This window comes from Pseudoalteromonas sp. SCSIO 43095 (genome assembly GCF_023650455.1).
Lineage (GTDB): Bacteria > Pseudomonadota > Gammaproteobacteria > Enterobacterales > Alteromonadaceae > Pseudoalteromonas > Pseudoalteromonas tetraodonis.
Genome location: NZ_CP087995.1, coordinates 1,332,491 through 1,351,904 on the forward strand (window position 1 = coordinate 1,332,491; position 19,414 = coordinate 1,351,904).

Annotated in this window: 18 protein-coding genes and 1 pseudogene; 12 read left to right on the forward strand and 7 right to left on the reverse strand. The window is 40.2% G+C overall.

Annotated features, from left to right (window positions below; genetic code table 11):
- Positions 1-16 precede the first annotated feature (16 nt).
- From LOC50_RS06385 to LOC50_RS06400, 4 genes are all read right to left on the reverse strand, one after another.
- Positions 17-1,294 carry a protein kinase gene (locus LOC50_RS06385; RefSeq protein WP_250653826.1) on the reverse strand — a complete coding sequence of 426 codons (1,278 nt, stop codon included), beginning with the start codon at positions 1,292-1,294 and terminating at the stop codon, positions 17-19.
- Positions 1,295-1,367: 73 nt separating this feature from the next.
- Positions 1,368-2,081, reverse strand: coding sequence for a YebC/PmpR family DNA-binding transcriptional regulator (locus LOC50_RS06390; RefSeq protein WP_128583594.1), 714 nt, complete (start codon positions 2,079-2,081; stop codon positions 1,368-1,370).
- A gap of 200 nt (positions 2,082-2,281) precedes the next feature.
- Complete coding sequence (locus tag LOC50_RS06395) at positions 2,282-4,360, reverse strand: M13 family metallopeptidase (RefSeq protein ID WP_250653827.1); 2,079 nt, start codon at positions 4,358-4,360, stop codon at positions 2,282-2,284.
- Positions 4,361-4,555: 195 nt separating this feature from the next.
- Positions 4,556-6,346, reverse strand: coding sequence for an ABCB family ABC transporter ATP-binding protein/permease (locus LOC50_RS06400; protein ID WP_250653828.1), 1,791 nt, complete (start codon positions 6,344-6,346; stop codon positions 4,556-4,558).
- Between the two features lie 112 nt (positions 6,347-6,458).
- Between LOC50_RS06400 and LOC50_RS06405 the strand changes: the two are divergent.
- The 6 genes and pseudogenes from LOC50_RS06405 (at position 6,459) to LOC50_RS06430 (ending at position 11,372) form a co-directional block, all read left to right on the forward strand.
- Positions 6,459-6,919 (forward strand): annotated as a pseudogene (locus LOC50_RS06405) (hypothetical protein).
- 107 nt (positions 6,920-7,026) lie between these two features.
- A complete protein-coding gene (gene secD, locus LOC50_RS06410) occupies positions 7,027-8,865 on the forward strand; it encodes a protein translocase subunit SecD (RefSeq protein WP_250653830.1) in 1,839 nt (612 codons plus the stop codon).
- The gene (gene secF, locus LOC50_RS06415) at positions 8,858-9,787 is read left to right on the forward strand and encodes a protein translocase subunit SecF (protein ID WP_028835309.1); all 930 of its coding nucleotides are present in this window, start codon (positions 8,858-8,860) and stop codon (positions 9,785-9,787) included. The genes secD and secF overlap by 8 nt, the downstream gene beginning before the upstream one ends.
- Before the next feature lie 265 nt (positions 9,788-10,052).
- Complete coding sequence (locus LOC50_RS06420) at positions 10,053-10,529, forward strand: transcription elongation factor GreAB (protein ID WP_250653914.1); 477 nt, start codon at positions 10,053-10,055, stop codon at positions 10,527-10,529.
- A 104-nt stretch (positions 10,530-10,633) separates the two neighbouring features.
- Entirely contained in the window at positions 10,634-10,804 is a 171-nt protein-coding gene (locus LOC50_RS06425) for a hypothetical protein (protein ID WP_250653831.1), read from the forward strand.
- 226 nt (positions 10,805-11,030) lie between these two features.
- Entirely contained in the window at positions 11,031-11,372 is a 342-nt protein-coding gene (locus LOC50_RS06430) for a hypothetical protein (protein ID WP_231485830.1), read from the forward strand.
- Positions 11,373-11,519: 147 nt separating this feature from the next.
- Here LOC50_RS06430 and LOC50_RS06435 read toward each other — a convergent pair whose 3' ends face one another.
- Entirely contained in the window at positions 11,520-11,855 is a 336-nt protein-coding gene (locus tag LOC50_RS06435) for a zinc ribbon domain-containing protein YjdM (protein ID WP_036982665.1), read from the reverse strand.
- 315 nt (positions 11,856-12,170) lie between these two features.
- On the opposite strand from LOC50_RS06435, the gene LOC50_RS06440 reads away from it, so the two are divergent.
- The 3 genes from LOC50_RS06440 to LOC50_RS06450 are packed head-to-tail and all read left to right on the forward strand — an operon-like array spanning position 12,171 to position 15,238.
- Complete coding sequence (locus LOC50_RS06440) at positions 12,171-13,565, forward strand: RimK family ATP-grasp domain-containing protein (RefSeq protein ID WP_250653832.1); 1,395 nt, start codon at positions 12,171-12,173, stop codon at positions 13,563-13,565.
- Positions 13,565-14,710 carry a GNAT family N-acetyltransferase/peptidase C39 family protein gene (locus LOC50_RS06445; protein ID WP_250653833.1) on the forward strand — a complete coding sequence of 382 codons (1,146 nt, stop codon included), beginning with the start codon at positions 13,565-13,567 and terminating at the stop codon, positions 14,708-14,710. Before LOC50_RS06440 ends, LOC50_RS06445 begins: the two co-directional genes overlap by 1 nt.
- Positions 14,711-14,725: 15 nt before the next feature.
- The gene (locus LOC50_RS06450) at positions 14,726-15,238 is read left to right on the forward strand and encodes an MgtC/SapB family protein (protein ID WP_013464839.1); all 513 of its coding nucleotides are present in this window, start codon (positions 14,726-14,728) and stop codon (positions 15,236-15,238) included.
- 12 nt (positions 15,239-15,250) lie between these two features.
- Here LOC50_RS06450 and LOC50_RS06455 read toward each other — a convergent pair whose 3' ends face one another.
- The gene (locus LOC50_RS06455) at positions 15,251-15,391 is read right to left on the reverse strand and encodes a hypothetical protein (protein WP_250653834.1); all 141 of its coding nucleotides are present in this window, start codon (positions 15,389-15,391) and stop codon (positions 15,251-15,253) included.
- A 104-nt stretch (positions 15,392-15,495) separates the two neighbouring features.
- On the opposite strand from LOC50_RS06455, the gene LOC50_RS17435 reads away from it, so the two are divergent.
- The gene (locus LOC50_RS17435) at positions 15,496-15,711 is read left to right on the forward strand and encodes a hypothetical protein (RefSeq protein ID WP_350309916.1); all 216 of its coding nucleotides are present in this window, start codon (positions 15,496-15,498) and stop codon (positions 15,709-15,711) included.
- A gap of 247 nt (positions 15,712-15,958) precedes the next feature.
- Positions 15,959-16,336: a GGDEF domain-containing protein gene (locus LOC50_RS06460; protein ID WP_250653835.1), complete on the forward strand. Its 378-nt coding sequence runs from the start codon at positions 15,959-15,961 to the stop codon at positions 16,334-16,336.
- On the opposite strand, the gene LOC50_RS06465 is transcribed toward LOC50_RS06460, so the two are convergent.
- On the reverse strand, positions 16,314-17,324 hold the full coding sequence (locus LOC50_RS06465; protein ID WP_250653836.1) for a GlxA family transcriptional regulator: 1,011 nt from the start codon (positions 17,322-17,324) through the stop codon (positions 16,314-16,316). The genes LOC50_RS06460 and LOC50_RS06465 overlap by 23 nt on opposite strands.
- Before the next feature lie 128 nt (positions 17,325-17,452).
- Here LOC50_RS06465 and LOC50_RS06470 point away from each other — a divergent pair, with 128 nt between their 5' ends.
- Entirely contained in the window at positions 17,453-19,360 is a 1,908-nt protein-coding gene (locus LOC50_RS06470) for a beta-ketoacyl synthase (protein ID WP_250653837.1), read from the forward strand.
- Positions 19,361-19,414: the final 54 nt, after the last annotated feature.

A 19,414-nucleotide genomic window follows, 5' to 3' on the forward strand; every position in this document is an offset into this window, starting at 1 on the left:
AATGGCCGCATAACCACTATAAAAAGTCAGCTAATGCGCTAAGTGTTGGCCGCTGTGTGATATTTTCGCTCATGCATTGCTGCGCAATATGTTTTAAGTGCATGACTTCAGCGCTTTGCTCTTGGCAGGTTGTGAGTAAATCCTCGATTAAACACCCAAAAGCACGCACTTCTATTAACTGCATTTGTTGACGTTGATAGTCACTGAGCATAGTAAGATCAGTTGCCGCGCCAAAATCTCCAAACAGCACACGCGCGTGCGGGTCAACCATGGTATTGTGCGCATATATATCACCATGGCTTATATTGTGCTGGTGCAAGTGGGCCACAGTGCTAACCATTTGCTGCGCTATGGCATAAATTACTTGGGTAGAGTAGTGGCAATCGCTTTCAAATGTATCTCGAGTACAGGTTTCAAGGCTCGGCGGTAAGCCAAGATTTGTAAAGCTTGAATCAATTAACTCCATCACTAAACCAAGCTGTTGCTGTTGTTCAATGTAAGCCAGTACTTTAATTAAGTTTGGATGCTCAAGCGCTTGCAAGCAGCAATTAACTTCATCCAGCGGATAACCATCGCTTGTAATAGTCCCTTTAAATAACTTAACAGCAACCGGCTCTTTATTTGTTGAATAAGCAAGATGGATAATTCCTGATGCGCCTTGGCCTATTACTTTACTGAGTGAGTAATCTGCCAGTGGTTTATTGGTTAAATTTGATTGGGTAAGGCACTGTGATTTATTAAAGCAATTACCTGCAAATGCAAGCCAAGTCAGCTTTGGTAGTTCAAATAGCCAATCATCAATTTGAGTTAACTGATTTGCAGAGAGCCTAATTAGTTCTAGGTTATGGCAGTTTGCCATGCTTATTGGTAGCTCACTGAGCTGATTACCTGCCAATGCCAGCTTTTTAAGCGCGGTGTATTGGCCAAATGTTGCAGGCAGCTTAGCTATTTTATTATCTGTAAGAATAAGCCATTCAATCGCTTTAGGTAGGCAGTGATCTGCAAATTCAGTGATGTAATTACCTTTAAATGCAACCATGATCAAAGCAGTGCACTTAGCGAGTATTTTAGGTATATGGTTAAACTGATTAAACGATAAAAACAGTCGTTTTAATTTTGTTAAGCAAGCAAATTCATCAGGTAAATCAGATAAATTGTTATTAGATAAATCCAAGACTTCAAGGGTATCCGCGAGGGTAAAAATTTCCTCTGGAAAGTGGCTTAGCGCTTCAACTAATTGTAGGTGTTTAGCACCAAGTAATTGGCCGCTGCGAAGTTGTGAAAGGGTATTCAAAATTAATAATCCATTTTAAAATCAATAAAAAGGCCAACTAAGTTGGCCTTTAAATACGATTAAGCCTTAATGTTTAAAATTGTGCGTTGTGGTAAACATTTTGTACGTCGTCACAATCTTCAAGCATGGCTAAAAAGCGTTCCATCACTTCTACATCTTCGCCTTCAATAGGGGCTTCTACTTGGGGTACAAAGGCTATTAAGTCTTCGTCAAACTCTGTCACACCCATCTCTTCAAGTGCGGTACGCGTATTGTTGTATTCAGTGTGCGGTGCAAATACGGTCACTTTACCGTTTTCTACTTCTACATCGGTTACATCAACGTCAGCCATCATTAGCGCTTCAAGAACGGTTTCATCGTCGTCACCGTCAAATACAAAAATAGCAAGGTGATCAAATAAGTGTGATACCGAGTTTTGTGCGCCAATTTTAGCATTTGCTTTAGTAAAACACACACGTACATCAGCAAAGGTACGTTTGTTGTTGTCGGTTAAACAGTCAACAATAATCATGCAATTACCTGGGCCGTAACCTTCGTAGCGCGTAGCTGCATAGTCTTCACCGCCGCCGCCTTTAGCTTTATCAATGGCGCGTTCAATTACGTGAGCCGGTACTTGGTCTTTTTTAGCGCGTTCAATTAAACGACGCAGTGCTAGGTTACCGTCTGGGTCAATACCGCCGTTTTTAGCACAAATATAAATTTCTTTACCGTATTTTGAATAAACTTTAGTTTTAGCACCCGCAGTTTTAGCCATTGAATCTTTTTTGTTTTGGTAAGCTCTTCCCATCTGCGTTTCGCCTTAATATGTATAAATAATTGAAAAAATTTGCAAGCCCATATTCTAAAGGTAAATGCGGGGCAGGGCTAGTAAGTATTGAGATTGATTACTAAGTAACGAAGGGAAACAGTTATTATGGTTGGAAAATAAAACAACCCGCCAAAGCGGGTTGTTTAATACCTTACAATCGATGAACAGTTGTCAGGGGATTACCAAATACGAACACGTTCGTCTTCTGGTAAGTACAACTCATCACCTGGTTTTACATCAAATGCTTTATACCAAGCGTCGTGGTTACGAGGCGCTTGTGCTCTAAAGCGACCTGGCGCATGCGTACCGCCACGTAATTGGTTTAACATGCTTTGCTCAGTACGTTTTTCTTTCCATACTTGTGCCCACGCTAAGAAGAAACGCTGATCGCCGGTTACACCATCAATCACAGGGGCTTCTTTACCATTTAGGCTTAGTTTATAGGCATGATAAGCCATGGCTAAACCACCTACATCACCAATATTTTCACCTAAGCTATTACGGCCATTTACAAAGTTACCTGGAATTGGTTCGTATTTGCTGTACTGAGCCGCCAGTTTGTCGGCTTTAGCATCAAAAGCAGCACGATCTTCATCAGTCCACCAATTACGTTGTATGCCGTTAGCGTCAGATTTTGAGCCTTGATCATCAAAACCATGACCCATTTCGTGGCCAATCACAGCACCAATACCACCGTAGTTTACCGCAGGATCTGCATTTGGATCGAAAAACGGTGGTTGTAATATAGCGGCAGGGAATACAATTTCGTTAAACGAACTATTGTAGTAAGCATTAACACGTTGTGGTGTCATGCCCCAACGATTGCGGTCGGTCTTTTTCAGCTCTTTTTCTACACTTTCAGCCTGGAAAAACTCACGCATATTTTTTACATTAGTCATTAAATCATTTTTGCTAATGCTTAAGCCTTCATACGATTGCCATTCATCTGGGTAACCAATTTTTGGCACAAACGCCGCTAATTTTGCACGCGCATTTACTTTTGTTTCTGCGCCCATCCAATCTAAGTTATCAATACGCTCGCCAAGCGCTGTGCGTAAGTTTTCAACTAGCTCAGACATTTGTTGCTTTGATGACTCAGGGAAATAACGATCTACATAAATTTTACCAATCGCAAAGCCTAGTGAACTAGTGCCAGACATTTGGCTGATAGCACGTTTCCAGCGTGGACGAGGCTCTTGTTGACCATTTAACTCTTTACCAAAGAAAGCAAAGCTTTTGTTAAATATGTCTTCTGACAACAGCCCAGCGTTGCCATTAATTGCATGGTACGTTAGGTAGTCTTTCCATACGCTTATATCTTCGTTGTTGATTAAATCAATCATGGCCTTTACAGGTTCAGGCTGCGACACGTTTAGCTGCGGTACTTTGTAACCTGTTTGCGCAAAGTATAAATCCCAATTAAATCCAGGGTACTGGGTACTTAACTCGTCACGTTTTATTTGATTTAACGTTATGTCACGATTACGGCGTTTTTCACGTGGCCAATGACCTTCTGCAATTTTTGTTTCTAACGCTAAAATTGCTTGTGCACGTTCAGTGGTATTTTCAACACCAGCAAATTTAAGCATATCGGCAATATGTGCAACATACGCTTCACGGGTTTTTACAAAACGTTCTGCATCTTCAAGGTAGTAAGAGCGATCGGGTAAGCCTAAGCCACCTGCACCTAATGACATTTCGTATTTATTGGGATCTAAACGGTTAAACCACATACCACCACCAATTGGGGCGCTAACACCTGTGAGCCATGAATTACCAAATATTTTTGCTAAGTCATCAGTTGAGTCGACAGCGTTAATATCGTTAAGCAATGGTTTAATGGGAGTTACACCGAGCTTATTAAGCGTGTCGGTATCCATGTACGAATTATAAAAATCAGCAACTAGTTGCTCTTCTGCATTTAAATTTTCACGTGCTGCAATGTCTTCAATGATTTCTTTTACGCGTTCTTCACTGCGTTCAGCTAACGCAGAAAACGCACCATAGCGTGTTTTATCTGCTGGCATTTCATAGTTGTCGTACCATGAACCGCTGGCATACATAAAAAAGTCATCGCCTGGTTTTACAGCTTCATTGCGGGCAGTTAAATCAACCCCAAACGTGCCTAATTCAGCTTTCTCAGTTGCTTGTGGTTTTTCTGCAACGGCTGCGACTTGCTCAGTTTTTGTAGTTTGTGGCTCTGAACAGCCGGTAATAAATGTGGCAGCGAGCGCCGCTGCAATTAAACTCTTTTTCATTATATTCCCCTATAAATTCACGTTATTTAATTCGTTATATTTTTGTTATAAAAATAGCCATCTGATTGTATTGATAACTTCACTGCAAATAAACCTTTTGAGGTGAATAACCGTACCGGTCGATAAGATGAATAAAATACTATCAAAATAGTAAAAAAACACTCAACTACTTCAATCGTTCTTGAGCGGCTTAGTTTATTGCGCCTTTGACTGCTTTTGCTGTAATGCCCACATACGGGCATATTCACCGTTTTGATCTAGTAGTTCTTGGTGTTTGCCTTGTTCAATAATTTCACCAGCCTTTAAAACAATAATTGAGTCTGCATCGGTTATGGTCGAAAGTCGGTGCGCAATAACAATACTGGTGTGATCATTTGCCACTTCACGCATTGCTTTTAAAATAGCTTGCTCTGCATGAGAGTCGAGCGCAGAGGTTGCTTCATCAAAGATTAAGATGGGTGATTGCTTTAAAATAGCACGGGCAATGGCTATCCGTTGTTTTTCACCCCCTGAGACTTTTAACCCACGCTCACCCACGAGGGTTTTCTCGCCTTTGTCTAAGCTATTAATAAAGTCTGTTAGATGCGCCATATTAATTGCTTTGTTTACCTCATCTTCACTGGCGCTAGGTCTGCCATAGTGAATATTTTCGCGTATGCTGGTATTAAACAACACAGTATCTTGCGGCACTATGGCAATAGCTTTACGCAAACTTGCCAAGGTGACTGTGTTTATGGCTTGATTATCAATTTTTATAGCGCCTGATGAAAGTTCATAAAAACGATATAACAAGCGGGCTAACGAGCTTTTACCTGCGCCACTAGCACCTACAACCGCTACCTTAGCACCAGGGTTTACATGAAAACTGACATTCTTAAGAATAGGGCGTTTACTATCGTAGCTAAAGCTAACATTTTCAAAGCTAATTGCCCCATTTTTGAGTGCTAATGGTTGCGCGGTTTCGCTATCTGCTACTTTGGGTGAGGTATTTAGTAATCCAAGCATGTTTTCAAGGTCGGTAAGGGCTCGGCGTATTTCACGGTACACAAATCCCAAAAAGTTAAGCGGTAAAAAGAGTTGAATCATATACGCATTGATCATCACCAGTTCACCAATCGTTAACTCGCCCGTGACGACCTCGCTTGCGCCAAGCCACATTAATGCGGTTATTGCACAGGCAATGATGAGCGCTTGCCCTGAATTTAGCGCCAGTAACGAGAGTCTGTTTTTTAATCGTGCTTGTTCCCAGGTTGCTAAAAACGTATCGTAAGTTTTAGCTTCATACTCTTCGTTATTAAAGTATTTAACGGTTTCGTAATTTAATAAGCTGTCGATGGCGCGGGTGTTACTTTGGTTGTCGGCAGCGTTTGACTCGCGAATAAAGCGGTTTCGCCATTGGGTAACTGTCACGGTAAAAAGGATATAAATAGCCACAGCAAGTAGGGTGATCAACGCAAACCAAATAGAAAACAAGGTGCCAAAAATAATCGCCACGGTAATTATTTCAAACAACGTGGGCACAATATTAAACATTAAAAAGCGCATCAAAAAGCTTAAGCCACTGGTGCCGCGCTCTATGTCTCGACTTATACCGCCAGTTTGCCTGTCTAAATGAAAGGCTAAATCTAACGAATGCAAATGTTTAAATACTTTAAGGCCAATATCACGCATGGCATGCTCGGTGACTCGAGAAAATACAGCATCGCGTACTTCACCTAAAAACACGCTGGCAAATCGCAGTGCGCCGTACATAACGAGTAATAAGGTTGGGACGAGCAGTAGGGGGTTAATTGATTTATCAACCGCATCAATTATTTCTTTTAAAGCCCATGGCATAAGAAGTGTCGTGCCTTTAGCACCCACAAGCGCTAATATGGCAATAAGCACACGCCCTTTAAATTTAGTGATATAAGGCCAAAGAGTTTGAATGCTTTGTTTTAAATTCATGGCATCGGGGCGTTTTACTGAACTTTGTCTGGAGCGCATCGAGGATCTCAGTATTGTTTTTATATAAATGAAATAGCTTAATGTTGGCTATTGTATTTTAATTAGCTGCCCTTATATACTAGCTATCCTTTATTTTAGTTTTAAATGACAGATGTTTAAATTTCGCGTTTTTTAGCTACATGCTTGTTTTTTGTCGCACTCTTTAGTGTGCAAAGCCATGCTATGGGTGTAAAACACGAATTAAACAGTAACCAAAGCAGTTATAGCCATGTTGTTAATGTCGAAAATTTAACTAACGCTCCCACACCTTTAAAATCGCTAGGTAATTTACAGCATAAAAACTCAAAGCATTCTGAGTTTGCTGCGCATCAACCTAGGCTAACAGCCAATAACTCATTTTTATTTTTACACAGTGCGCAGGGCGATCCTGAATACGATGTAGTGCATGAGTTTTTTGCCCTAAATGGGTGTAGGCATATTTTTTTGCGACCGCAAGCTGTCACCATAAGTCAGCCTTGGTATACCTGGGTATTTAAAAGTAAAAAGTCGCGCTTGAGCGGCTGGAAAGATGCGAATTTATTATACACCGCGGTAACCACCTACCACGCTTAATGTTTCTTATTTAATTTAATTGGTTTTAACGCTTTGCGTTTTGACCTGCAGATTAATTGTACCTAATAGGTACGTTACTGGGCTATGCCGAGTAATAAGGAACAACGATGTTAAGTCTAAAAAAACAAAAAAAGCCATTTATGGCTAAATTTAAATTAAGCTATGTAGCCATGCTGATTGTATTGGTTTTACTAGCAATAAGCGCCTTACCTAATTTATACCCGAATAAATCGTGGTTGCATATTAGTGCCGCTCCTGAGGTTAAAACACAAGCAATACCAAGTACTGAAAACATAGTGCGCTTTTTAAATAGCCAAGGGTTTGAGGTCAGCCAAGGGGTAGAAAACCAAGCAACAATTAATGTGCTTTTAAATACACCTACGCAAAGTGCCCAAGCTCAAGCGGCTATAAAATCGAATTACCCAAATACACAAGTTAAAATTGTAGAACATGCAACCAGCCCTATTTGGTTACAAGAGTTTGGTTTATCGCCCATAAAGCTGGGTCTTGATTTAAACGGCGGAGTATTGTTTGTACTTGATGTTGATTTAGATAAAGCCATTGATGAGCAATTACTCAGTGCTTACCAACAAACGAAAGCCATTATTGTTAAACAAAAAGCCTATGGTGTTAAAGCAAAGCAAACTAACCAAGGCTTTGAAATAAGTGCATTAGAAAATGCAGCCGAAAAGCTAACCTTAGTTATTAACGATCTTAAAAGCCGCTTTGAAAATCTAACTATAACCACATCAACTCATGGCAACTTACAGGTCGTTAAAGTGAGTTATTCTGAGCAAGGGCGCAGCGCATTTGATAATCAAGTCATGAGCCAAACACTCACTACGCTTCGCTCACGCATTGAAGAGTTAGGAATTACCGAGGCGGTTACACAGCGCCAAGGTAAGCAGCGCATTCGCATTGAGCTACCCGGCGTACAAGACCCAGCCGAGGCAAAACGTATTATTGGTGCTACCGCGTCACTTGGATTTTATCAACTTAAAGAGATAGGCGGGCAAACATTTAATTTGCAATCGGGTGGGACTATTAAGCTCGACCCTGTGCCTATTTTTACTGGTGAGCATATTAATAATGCCAATATTGGCCGTGATGACTGGGGTAAACCTTTAGTACAACTGAGCCTAGATAGCCAAGGTGGCGATGCTATGTCGGCGTTTTCTAAGGCGAATATAGGCAAGCCGATGGCAACGCTCTATTCAGAGTATTCACAAAATGCTAAAGGTGAAGTGGTTAAAAAAAGCGAAGTCATTAATGTGGCGAATATAGCCCAGCATTTAAGCTCACGCTTTAGTATAACCAATATGCAAAGCCAGCAAGCGGCTGCCGATTTAGCGCTATTACTTCGTGCGGGGTCGCTTACTGCGCCAGTGACCATAGTACATGAACAAACTATTGGTCCAAGCCTTGGCCAAGACAACATTAACAATGGATTGGCGGCCTTAATGTTAGGCATGGGGTTAACGCTTGCCTTTATGGCGCTGTGGTATCGTCGTTTAGGGCTTATTGCAAATGTTGCGTTAGTTTTAAATTTAACGTCTTTAGTGGGGTTAATGTCATTATTACCTGGGGTGGTTTTAACACTTCCTGGTATTGCAGGTTTGGTACTAACCATAGGAATGGCGGTTGATACTAACGTGATTATATTTGAACGCATTAAAGAAGAGCGCCGCAAAGGACGCCCTCCATATCAAGCGATACAAGAGGGCTATAAACAAGCTGCGAATACGATTTTAGATGCCAATATTACCACGATGATCACCGCGATTATTTTATATGGCATAGGTTATGGCCCTGTAAAAGGCTTTGCTATAACGCTGGCGCTGGGACTTATCACATCGGTATTTACTGGTGTGTATGTATCGAAATATTTAAGCCAAAGCTTATATTTAAAGCTGGGTAAAAAAGCAGGAGTAAACGCGCATGCTTAATTCTTTTTTAAAATGTGAGGCAGGGTCTGGTATACGTTATACAGGCATGCTGATCAGCGCCATATTTGTGTTACTGTCGGTATTCACCATTGCACAAAAAGGGCTAAACTTTGGCCTTGATTTTACGGGTGGATACTTAACAGAGTTTACCACCAGCCAAGGTGTTGAACTAAAACAGCTTGAGCAATTTATTGCAAAAAATCATCAGGGTGAATTTGAGCTAACAGCACAGGGCAATAATCATTTTCAACTAACACAAGGCCCCAATAATACAAGCAATAACGATGACTGGAAAACGGCTATAATCCAAAACCCAACTATAAATGCTGAGGTTTTATCATCGGCTTATATTGGCTCTCAAGTGGGTGATGAACTATTTGAACAAGGCTGCTTAGCATTATTTGCTGCTATGGTTGCGGTAATGATTTATTTAGCTGTTCGTTTTGAATGGCGTTTGGCATTAGGCTCTGTGGTGGCTTTATTTCATGACTTAGTGCTGGTTGTTGGCTTATTCTCATGGTTACAAATAGAGTTTAACCTAACTGTTCTAGCCAGTTTGTTGGCGATTATTGGCTACTCATTAAATGACTCAATAATAGTTGGAGATAGGGTGCGCGAGCTGTTGCGCATACCAACAAACATCACACTCAAACCAAGTAGTATTATAAACAGTGCAATTAAAAGCACCTTAACTCGTACGCTTATTACCTCCGGGACTACGCTTGCAACGGTGGCAAGTGTTTGGCTGTTAGCAGGGGCGCCGCTTCAGGGATTTGCCATTGCTCTGTTTGCAGGAATAGTCGTAGGCACGTTATCGTCCATTTGTATTGCTGCAACATTACCCGAGCTACTTGGGTTAAGTGCTAAAAACTACGATAAGCAAGTGGATCAGCAAACACAGGCATTAATGGATATGCCATAGGCTTAAATCAGCATTGTTGTTACACAGCAAAGGGATGGTGTTAGGTGTAGCAACAATGCTAATACCAACCTGCATAAATATTTGAATAATTTAACGAATTAAATTCCCCTATAACGTTGTTAAAATTTTTTCATTTAGAACAACTAGATGTCAAAAATTTTGCCTAGTTATAGAGTCATTTTCTTATCGTTAAAATAGGTCCCATATCAAAGTAGATTGGTATAAAATGGCAAAATTATTTTTACCGTATTTAGTGAATTTCCAAATGAATAAAGCCCATGTTATAGAGCACCTGCGTTTTGCCTTAGAAGAGCGGCTCAATACTGCGAAAATTGCAGCTAAAACAGCTCACGATACCGCGACTCACGAAGAAAGTATTGCAGAAACTCAATATGATACGCTCGGGCTTGAAGCTGCGTATTTAGCGCAAGGTCACGCTGATCGGGTGAATGAGTGTTATAAAGAAATACAACTATTTGAAGCCATCTACAACGACGCCGTTACAGGCACAATAGTAGTCAGTTCATTGGTGTGTTTAGCTGATGATGCAGGCACACAAAAATGGTTTTATTTAGGCCCAGCAGCTGGTGGATTAACCGTTGATATTAAAGGCACAACTATACAAGTACTTACCTCTGGTGCACCATTAGGCCAACAGTTATTAGGTAAACAAGTCGATGATGAAGTTAGTTTAACACTCGGTGATGTAAAACATAGTTACGATGTAGTTAAAGTGCTTTGAATGTAGTATTTATTTGTCTTTTGCTCTGAGACGCAGCATCTCGTAGGCCTCTTTATTAAATAATTGCCTGAAACTTATAGAATAAAATTAAAGATGAGCCGTTTATGAACTTAGTATTGGTTAGTGATATATTTGGTAAAACAGCGGCTTTAAAAGTATTAGCTGAAAAACTAAACGCTCAGTCTATTGTCGATCCCTATGGCGGGGTTGATATGGCATTTAAACAAAGCCTAATGTTTCCGCTAAGTGTGTTGATTATTTGCATGGTTTTATGAACCCGCATTCGAATAATTTTAATCAACGCGCTTACGATGAAACATTAACTGTGTTACCTAATAAGCTAATATAATAAACTAGTTAAGGGGTGTTTATAGCTCGATGTTAGCCGGTTTCACTCAACACAACTAAGGCATTTATAGCGTGAACTTATAAGATTTACTTGAGTCTGATAATCATTAACGGATAAGCAGTTAAATAAGGACATAAATTTAAGGGAATATTATGGAGATAGGGATTTTTACCGTCACAATTACGGGTGTTTTACTCACAGCTTTAATTATAAAGTACTTAACTTTTAGGCCTGAGCGTGTTTTTTCTGATATTGGAGAAAACGTTCTACTTTGCAAAAAACCTCACTGGTTCAATAATAATAAAAGTAGAATGCAGCTTATTCCTAAAGGGGCGATAATTAAAATACAGTTAGCGTCAAATACCGTTACTTTATTTTGTAAAAGTGGCAATGTTATTGATATACCAGTGCCAAACTCAAAGTTTACTGCCGATGTTTTGCAAAGCGCAAAAACACACTTTCACAAAGCAGAAGTCGTAATATTAGACAACTAACACACCACTATGAGAACTGAATTTAGATTTTTAATTTTTAAAAGGCGCTTAAAATCAATTGGTTAAAGTAGATTTTAGTTTATTAATGTAATAAAGCGCCAAGTTTACACAGGTTATGGCTGAATTTAATTTTTAATCTCAATGGGTTTAGGCTTTTTTAACAAATTTAGCCGTCACCATCATTTCACCTATGCCATCTACTTTACAGTCAAGCTCATGATCTTTTTTATCAAGTACACGTCTTACTAAGGCCTTGGTGCCAATTTTAATAACTTGTGAGCTACCTTTAATTTTTAAATCTTTAGCTACGGTTACTTTGTCGCCATCAGCAAGTAAAGTGCCGTTTGCGTCTTTCACTAAAATAGCGTCTTCGTCATTAATAACATTTGGGTTCCACTCATAGGCACATTCTGGACAAATAAGCAGCTGTTGGTCTTCGTAAACGTATTCACATTGGCATTTAGGACAAGCGGGAAGAGACATGATGATCACTTTTAGTATTAAATTTTGGCTATTTTAAAACATAAATTAGCAATAAAAAAGTTCATCAAAAATTTTTATCTTTACGCTAAAAATATCTCGTTTGTGCGCATCTAAAAAAGGGCATATAAATCACCTGTCGCTTAAGCAATTTAAGCGCTAACGTTTATAGTAGATATTCGTTAAAGCACCTATCGTATTAAGTGATTTGCTAAATACTGCACTTAGTGCGATAGGTGTTTCTATTTGCTGTTTTATTCGCTGAGCTAACTGATTAGCAAGGCTGCTTTGTATATTTTGACTTAACTAGGAAAAGTCGTGTTTAAAACCTTAATAGTGGTTGATAACAATGAGCAAACGCTTGCTCTTTCATTTGAAAATGTCATTACATTTGACACCTATTTACGAGATTACCCCAAACGTAACGAACCTAAAACCCGCATTATTAATTTATGCGACTCAAGCCAATACTTGAGTAAGGGTTATTATTGTTCATTGCTTGCAGAAGCCCGCAAGCACCAAGTATTACCGAGTGTAAAAACAATTAACGCGCTTCGAAGCAATCAAGCGTCATTACAAAATATTGGCCATATTGATGGTGCTGTTTATTTTGGTCACGCGGGAAATGATCAACAAGCTAAAGCCGCTAAATCGGTTTTTAAACAATACCCAGCGCCTATTTTATTTGTTGATGAGCAAGGCTTATTACAACAAGGATCATTAGCGTCCCTAAGCGAGCAACAATATGCTGCGTTTATTGAAAAGCTAAATGAGTTTACCCAAACGCAATGGCGTATTGGTAAAGTAGAGCGCCGTTTTCGTTGGGATATGGCGATATTGGTTGATCATAACGAAAAAGTACCGCCAAGTGATAAAGATGCAATAGCCCGTTTTATAAAAGCAGCAGCGAAACATGGTATTAACGCAAAAGCACTAAGCTTTGAGGAAATAGACAATATTGCCCAATTTGATGCGTTGTTTATTCGCCAAACAACAGCGATTGATCACCCAACCTACCGCCTTGCAAGTAAAGCGCAAAGCTTAGGTATAGTGGTGATTGATGATGCGGAGTCTATTTTACGATGCTGTAATAAAGTGTACTTACATGATGCATTTAATTATCAAAAAGTACCGAGCTTAAAAACCGTAGTTGTGGCAGATCAATCAAAAGACACAATTGAGCAACTAGAAGCGTCGTTTACTTATCCGCTGGTATTAAAAATGCCAGAAGGGTCGTTTTCAAAAGGCGTGTATAAAGTTGCTAATCGTGATGAATTAGAAGTTAAGCTTAGTGAGTTATTTGCTTTAAGTGCGCTAGTTCTGGCGCAAGAGTACATGTACACAGAATACGATTGGCGTGTAGGGGTACTTAATGGCCGTGCTATTTATGCGTGTCGTTATTTAATGGCGCGTAACCATTGGCAAATATATAACCATGACGCGAAACGGTTTTTCTCGGGTGGCTTTGAAACATTGCCTACGTTTGAATTACCTAAAGCTGTACTGGATGCTGCTTTAAAAGCATGTAAAACCGTGGGTAAGGGTTTATACGGTGTGGACGTAAAAGAGCATCAAGGCCGTGCGTATGTGTTGGAAGTAAACGATAACCCAAGTATTGATCACAAAGTAGAAGATGGTTACTTAGGTGATGAGTTATACATGATCATTATGGATGAGTTTAAACAGCGCCTTGAAGCACGAGGTCGCGGCTAATGCTTAACGCATTGTCTGATATGACGATTTTTGCAGGAGCGGGTATTAGTATTCGCCCTGCAAGCGCGAGTGATTTAAAAGCATTAGTGGCGCTTGAAAATGCCTGCTTTAGTAACGATAAGCTTAGTGCGCGAAGTTTAAAGCGTTGGCTTAGTGCTAAACATGGGATTTTATTAGTCGCCGAGCATAATGCGCAATTATGTGGTTACGGTTTAGTGTGGTGCCACAAAGGCACGCGGTTAGCACGTTTGTATTCGTTAGCCGTATTACCGACGATGCAGGGCAAAGGAATTGCTAAAACGCTGCTTAAAGCCCTTGAAAAAGCTACTAGTGAGCGTGGGCGTATTTATTTGCGTTTAGAAGTGGCAGTAAATAACGACAGCGCCATAGGGCTTTATAAAAGTGTAGGGTATCGTGTTTTTGGTCAGTACAGTGATTATTACGATGATCACAGTGATGCCTTGCGCATGCAAAAAAACATCCGTCAAACCAGCGAGTTGCAAGTTGAGCGTTTAACGCCATGGTATCAGCAAACTACCGAGTTTACCTGCGGGCCTGCGGCATTATTAATGGCAATGGGCTCGCTTGATAACAGCACAGAGCTGAGTCAGTCACATGAACTTGCCTTATGGCGTGAAGGCACCACTATTTTTATGACCTCGGGGCATGGTGGTTGTCATCCGTTTGGCTTGGCATTGGCTGCAAATAAACGGGGATTTAAAAGTGAGGTCATTGTTAATACCTCAGAGCCATTATTTTTAGATGGGGTACGCAGTGATAATAAAAAAACGGTGCTGGCGACAGTACATCAGCAATTTGTTGAAGGTATAGCCTCGGCTAATATTTCTGTTACCTACAAAGATGTTGAACTAACTGATATAGAAACCTGGTTAAACCAAGGTTTTAGTGTGTTGCTGTTAATAAGTACTTATCGGTTTGATGGAAAAAAATCACCGCATTGGGTTTGTGTTACTCATTTAGATGCGCACTGTGTGTACGTACATGACCCGTTTTGCGAACCAGGTAACGACAACCAATTAGCGATTGACTGTCAATATGTGCCAATTGCACGCAGCGATTTTAGTAAAATGTCTGCTTTTGGTAGTCAAAGGCTTAGAACAGCAGTTGCTATTGGTAAAAAATAATAGATAGGATTTTAAGTGACATTTTTAGATTTTATCGATGTAGCCCCATACTCGTGGGCAGCTATTGGTACGGCGGCTTTTTGTGGGGCTATTATTGGTATAGAACGGCAATTGCGAGGCAAACCTGTAGGGATCCGTACTTCTGCACTGATCACTTTAGGTACTTACTTGTTTTTATCGACTGCGTTTAATTTACAAGGGGATGTGATTGATCATTCTCGCGTGGTCGGGCAAATAATTACCGGCATCGGCTTTTTAGGCGCAGGCGTAATGCTCGCAAAAGACGGTGCGGTAGTCGGGGTTACCTCTGCTGCCACCATTTGGGTACTGGCCTCCATTGGCGTGATGATAGCAACCGAGAATCTAGGGGCTGCTATTAAGCTCTCGGTGCTTGTGGTGGGTATTTTATACGGCGTTGATGTGCTAGAAGCTAAGTTTAAAAGCTTAAGTAAAGGCGTGCATGCTAAAGTGAAAAGTTATCATAAACGCTATTATCGAAAAGACAGTATTGATACCGAGCGCCACTAATTAGTGGCGTTTTTATGCGGGTAGTGCTTTGTTTTGGAAGCTAAGCGCATCTTCAATTGGTGCGGGGCGGCCAATAAAATAACCTTGTACATTGTCTACATTGAGTATTTTTAACGAGTTTAGTTCTTCTGCGGTTTCACCAAACGAGAACAAGCCGCTCTAAATTATGGCATCGCTATGCTGTTATTTATACTTAGTTTGCGGTTGTGTTGCTCGCTATCACCGCAATTAATCTAGAGACTGGCATATCGCATTGGGTGTGTACTCTTCCTGTATTGGTTTACTTATTGTTTGGAAAAAAGCATGGCTTTATAAGCAGCTTTGGCTTTTTGATTACGTTGTTACTGCTGTTTTATATTATCGACAAACGGTTAGTTGAAATAAATTTTAAGCTCATCATTAATCTTTCTCTGACGTATATTATTGTGCGGGGTGTTTCACATGTTTTTAAATCGATGAGAGCCTCTAATTAAGAGGAAATTATTAATTTAGCATTACGCGACAGCTTAACGCAGCTTCATAACCGACGTGCTTTTAAAAGCCATTTTCATAACCATATCGACTTTTCTAACCCCTATTGTTTTGCCTTAGCTGATCTGGATTTTTTAAAAAGTAAACGATAAATATGGGCACGATGCCGGTGATGAACATGTTTATTGTTTTGGCGGTGAAGAATTTACATTGGTGGTAAATGACGACATAGAGGTCCCTGTAATCACAATGGATAAGCTAAGAATAGACATACAAAATCATCAATTTACTTATATGCAGAGCACGTTAAATATCACTATTAGTATTGGCTTGGTTGATATTGATGCTTATGAGCATACTCACCTGAGTGAAATCACAATGGATAAGCTAAGAATAGACATACAAAATCATCAATTTACTTATATGCAGAGCACGTTAAACATCACTATCAGTATTGGCTTGGTCGGTATTGATGCACATGAGCATACTCACCTGAGTGAAATTTTAAGATTAGCCGATAATTATTTATATTTAGCTAAAAACAACGGTCGATACTGCGTTGTCAACGGGCTGACTAAAATATCAAACAAGGGCAAAGAAACAATTAACCAAATAACTTTCGTCTGACTACTTTTCTGTATTCGCTCGGGGTTTGGCTCAATACCTTTTTAAACACACGGGTCAAGTGTCCTTGATCGTTATAGCCAACTTCTAACGCGACTTCCTGAATTGATAAGTTCGATGAGGCCAGTAATTCTTTTGCACCTTCAACACGTAGCTGCTGCCAGTACTCTATAGGGCTTTGATTTGTAGCAAGTCGAAACCTGCGTGTAAACGTGCGGTAGCTTAAGCTAAATTGTGCCGCGACTTCTTGTAAATCTAACTCACTAGATAAATTAGTTTTTAACCAAAATTGTATTTGTGCAATAAGTTCATCAGCATGTCGGTTAACGGCGCCTTCTAAATAGCGTTGATCTTCGTAGGGTTTACGAATTTCATGTGAAAAGTTCCGCTCAACATGCTGCGCCGCTTCTTTACCATAGTATTGGCTAATAATATGAACAATAACGTCAGCTAAGGCATTTAAACTCGCTACCGTATACAGGCGCTCTGATTGGGTAATAAAAAAATCAGGTTTTAAGCTAACGTTTGGATAATCTTGAGAAAATTGCTTGGCATAATGCCAGTGAGTGGTTGCAGGGTGACCATCAAGTAAACCGGCTTCTGCGAGCAAACAATTGCCGGTACCAACACCAATAATATGGCTTCCCATCGTAAAACTCTCATTGAGCCAATTAACTATTGGTTGATTCGTTTTAACAACCGGGCGGGGATTACGCCAAATACCCGGAACAATGATTAAATCGCAATAGGGGGCGTTATCATTGCTGCAATCAGGCACGATGGCTAAACCTGTTCTGGTTGCAATAGGAGCCATATTTTTAGCAATTAAATGAATATTCAGCGCTCTAAAGTGTTGCTTACTAGTGTGCCCCTTGGCGAACGCTTCACCTGCTTGGAGCATTTCAATTGGCAGGGTTAAACTAGTTACCAGTAGGTGCGAGTAAACAGCAATGGCTATATTTAATGGTGAATTTGTTGGATTATTGCTCATTTAAATGCTCCGACCAGTTGTTTTTGGCCTTTTGTGCTTAATATTTGGCTATTAAAGCACAAAGATGTGTGCGTAATCCATTTAAACTAATTCCATATTATTATAACACGTTTTTTTAAAGGTAAATTATGACCGCATTACCCGTCATTATCGGCATGGGAGGCATTAATGCCGCTGGCCGTACTTCTTTTCATCAAGGTTATCGTCGTATCGTGTTAGATAGCTTAGAGTCTCAAGCTCGTCAAGAAACATTTTTAGGCCTTGCCACATTAATGAATTTAGTGAGTGTTGTGAATGGACAACTACAAGACATGCAAGGCAATAATGTTGAGCAAAGCGACATAGAAGCACGTTTTGGTGAGCAAATTATTGCAGGTACATTAATTCGCAAAATTGAAAAACAACACTTTGATGTAGATGCCACGCCGTGGCAGCAAAAAATGACGTTAACCGCATCGGATGAAAACGCGATTGTGTTTGAAACACGCCGTCGTGATTTACCTTCGCCAGTTCCTGAAAGTTGGCACGTAGAAGAGCTTGAAAATAAAAAAGTGAAAGTAACTATTGCGGCTCAATTTGATATTAAACATGATTCTACTCGTGATAACCCAATTAAATCGGCAGGGCAACTACCCACAGGGTTTGATCCGTCAATTATGTACAATAGCCGCTACCAACCTCGAGGCTTACAAGCCACTATTTTTGCTGCCACCGATGCAATAAAATCAACAGGACTTGATTGGCAATACATTATGAATAGTGTTGAGCCTGATAAAATTGGTACCTATTCAGCATCGGTTATTGGCCAAATGGACGATAAAGGTTTAGGTGGGTTAGTTAAAGCGCGCCAGCAAGGTGATCGCGTCAGCACTAAGCAGTTGGCACTGGGTTTAAATACAATGTCGACTGATTTTATTAACGCCTATGTTACGGGCAATGTAGGAACTACTTTTTCTACATCGGGTGCGTGTGCTACTTTTTTATATAACTTGCGCGCAGCAGTAAACGATATACAAGCAGGGCGCACACGTGTTGCAATTGTGGCAAGTGTAGAATGTGCGATTACCCCTGAGGTGGTTGAAGGCTTTGGCAATATGAGTGCGCTGGCTAATATTGAAGGTTTGCGCCGCTTAGATGATTTAAGTAATGACGATGAACCTGATTATCGTAGAAGCAGCCGTCCATTTGGCGAAAACTGTGGCTTTACTTTAGGTGAAGGCGCACAAGTGGCTATATTAATGGATGATGCGCTGGTACTTGAACTAGGTGCAGACATTATGGGCTGTGTGCCTGATGTATTTGTTAACGCCGATGGAGTAAAGAAATCAATTACTTCACCTGGGCCTGGTAACTACATTACCATGGCAAAATCGGCTGCACTTGCCAGTAGCTTACTAGGTAAAGAGGCATTACAGCAACGTAGCTTTATTTTAGCCCATGGTTCAAGCACACCACAAAACCGCGTAACTGAGTCGTTAATTTATCATAAAGTAGCGCAAACATTTGCAATAGATAATTGGAAAGTAACCGCCCCTAAAGCGTATGTTGGCCATACTATAGCACCTGCCAGTGGCGATCAGCTTGCCATTGCCTTAGGTGTATTTAGTCATAATATTATGCCGGGCATTACTACCATAGATAAAGTGGCTGATGATGTTTATGCAGATCATTTAGATATTCGTAACAGTCACTATGATTGTGGTGATATGGATATTGCATTTATAAACTCTAAAGGGTTTGGTGGTAATAATGCAACAGCCACAGTGCTTTCAGCAAAAGTAACGATGCAGATGCTTGCTAAGCGTCATGGCGATGAAACGATGGGGCTTTATACCAGCAAGCATGCAGCAGTAAAAGAAGCACAACAACACTATCAACAACAAGCAGATTTAGGTCAATACGTGCTTGTTTATCGTTTTGGTGATGGGCTGATTGATGAAAATGACATTGTTATTGATGAGCACAGCATTCAGCTGCCAGGCTTTGAAAAAGCAATTACATTCAGTACAACAAATTCCTATCAAGATATGTTCTAAGCACACATACTTGTTAGCAAGGCGCTTTTTAAGCGCCTTTTTTAATATATGAAC

Coding starts and splice junctions, on each gene's coding strand:
- LOC50_RS06395 (WP_250653827.1), bottom strand. CDS start 4,360: ATGAAAAAGAGTTTAATTGCAGCGGCGCTCGCTGCCACATTTATTACC.
- LOC50_RS06400 (WP_250653828.1), bottom strand. CDS start 6,346: ATGCGCTCCAGACAAAGTTCAGTAAAACGCCCCGATGCCATGAATTTA.
- secD (WP_250653830.1), top strand. CDS start 7,027: ATGTTAAGTCTAAAAAAACAAAAAAAGCCATTTATGGCTAAATTTAAA.
- LOC50_RS06445 (WP_250653833.1), top strand. CDS start 13,565: ATGCTTAACGCATTGTCTGATATGACGATTTTTGCAGGAGCGGGTATT.
- LOC50_RS06435 (WP_036982665.1), bottom strand. CDS start 11,855: ATGTCTCTTCCCGCTTGTCCTAAATGCCAATGTGAATACGTTTACGAA.
- LOC50_RS06390 (WP_128583594.1), bottom strand. CDS start 2,081: ATGGGAAGAGCTTACCAAAACAAAAAAGATTCAATGGCTAAAACTGCG.
- LOC50_RS06425 (WP_250653831.1), top strand. CDS start 10,634: ATGAACTTAGTATTGGTTAGTGATATATTTGGTAAAACAGCGGCTTTA.
- LOC50_RS06470 (WP_250653837.1), top strand. CDS start 17,453: ATGACCGCATTACCCGTCATTATCGGCATGGGAGGCATTAATGCCGCT.
- LOC50_RS06420 (WP_250653914.1), top strand. CDS start 10,053: ATGAATAAAGCCCATGTTATAGAGCACCTGCGTTTTGCCTTAGAAGAG.
- LOC50_RS06460 (WP_250653835.1), top strand. CDS start 15,959: ATGGATAAGCTAAGAATAGACATACAAAATCATCAATTTACTTATATG.
- LOC50_RS06465 (WP_250653836.1), bottom strand. CDS start 17,324: ATGAGCAATAATCCAACAAATTCACCATTAAATATAGCCATTGCTGTT.
- LOC50_RS06430 (WP_231485830.1), top strand. CDS start 11,031: ATGGAGATAGGGATTTTTACCGTCACAATTACGGGTGTTTTACTCACA.
- secF (WP_028835309.1), top strand. CDS start 8,858: ATGCTTAATTCTTTTTTAAAATGTGAGGCAGGGTCTGGTATACGTTAT.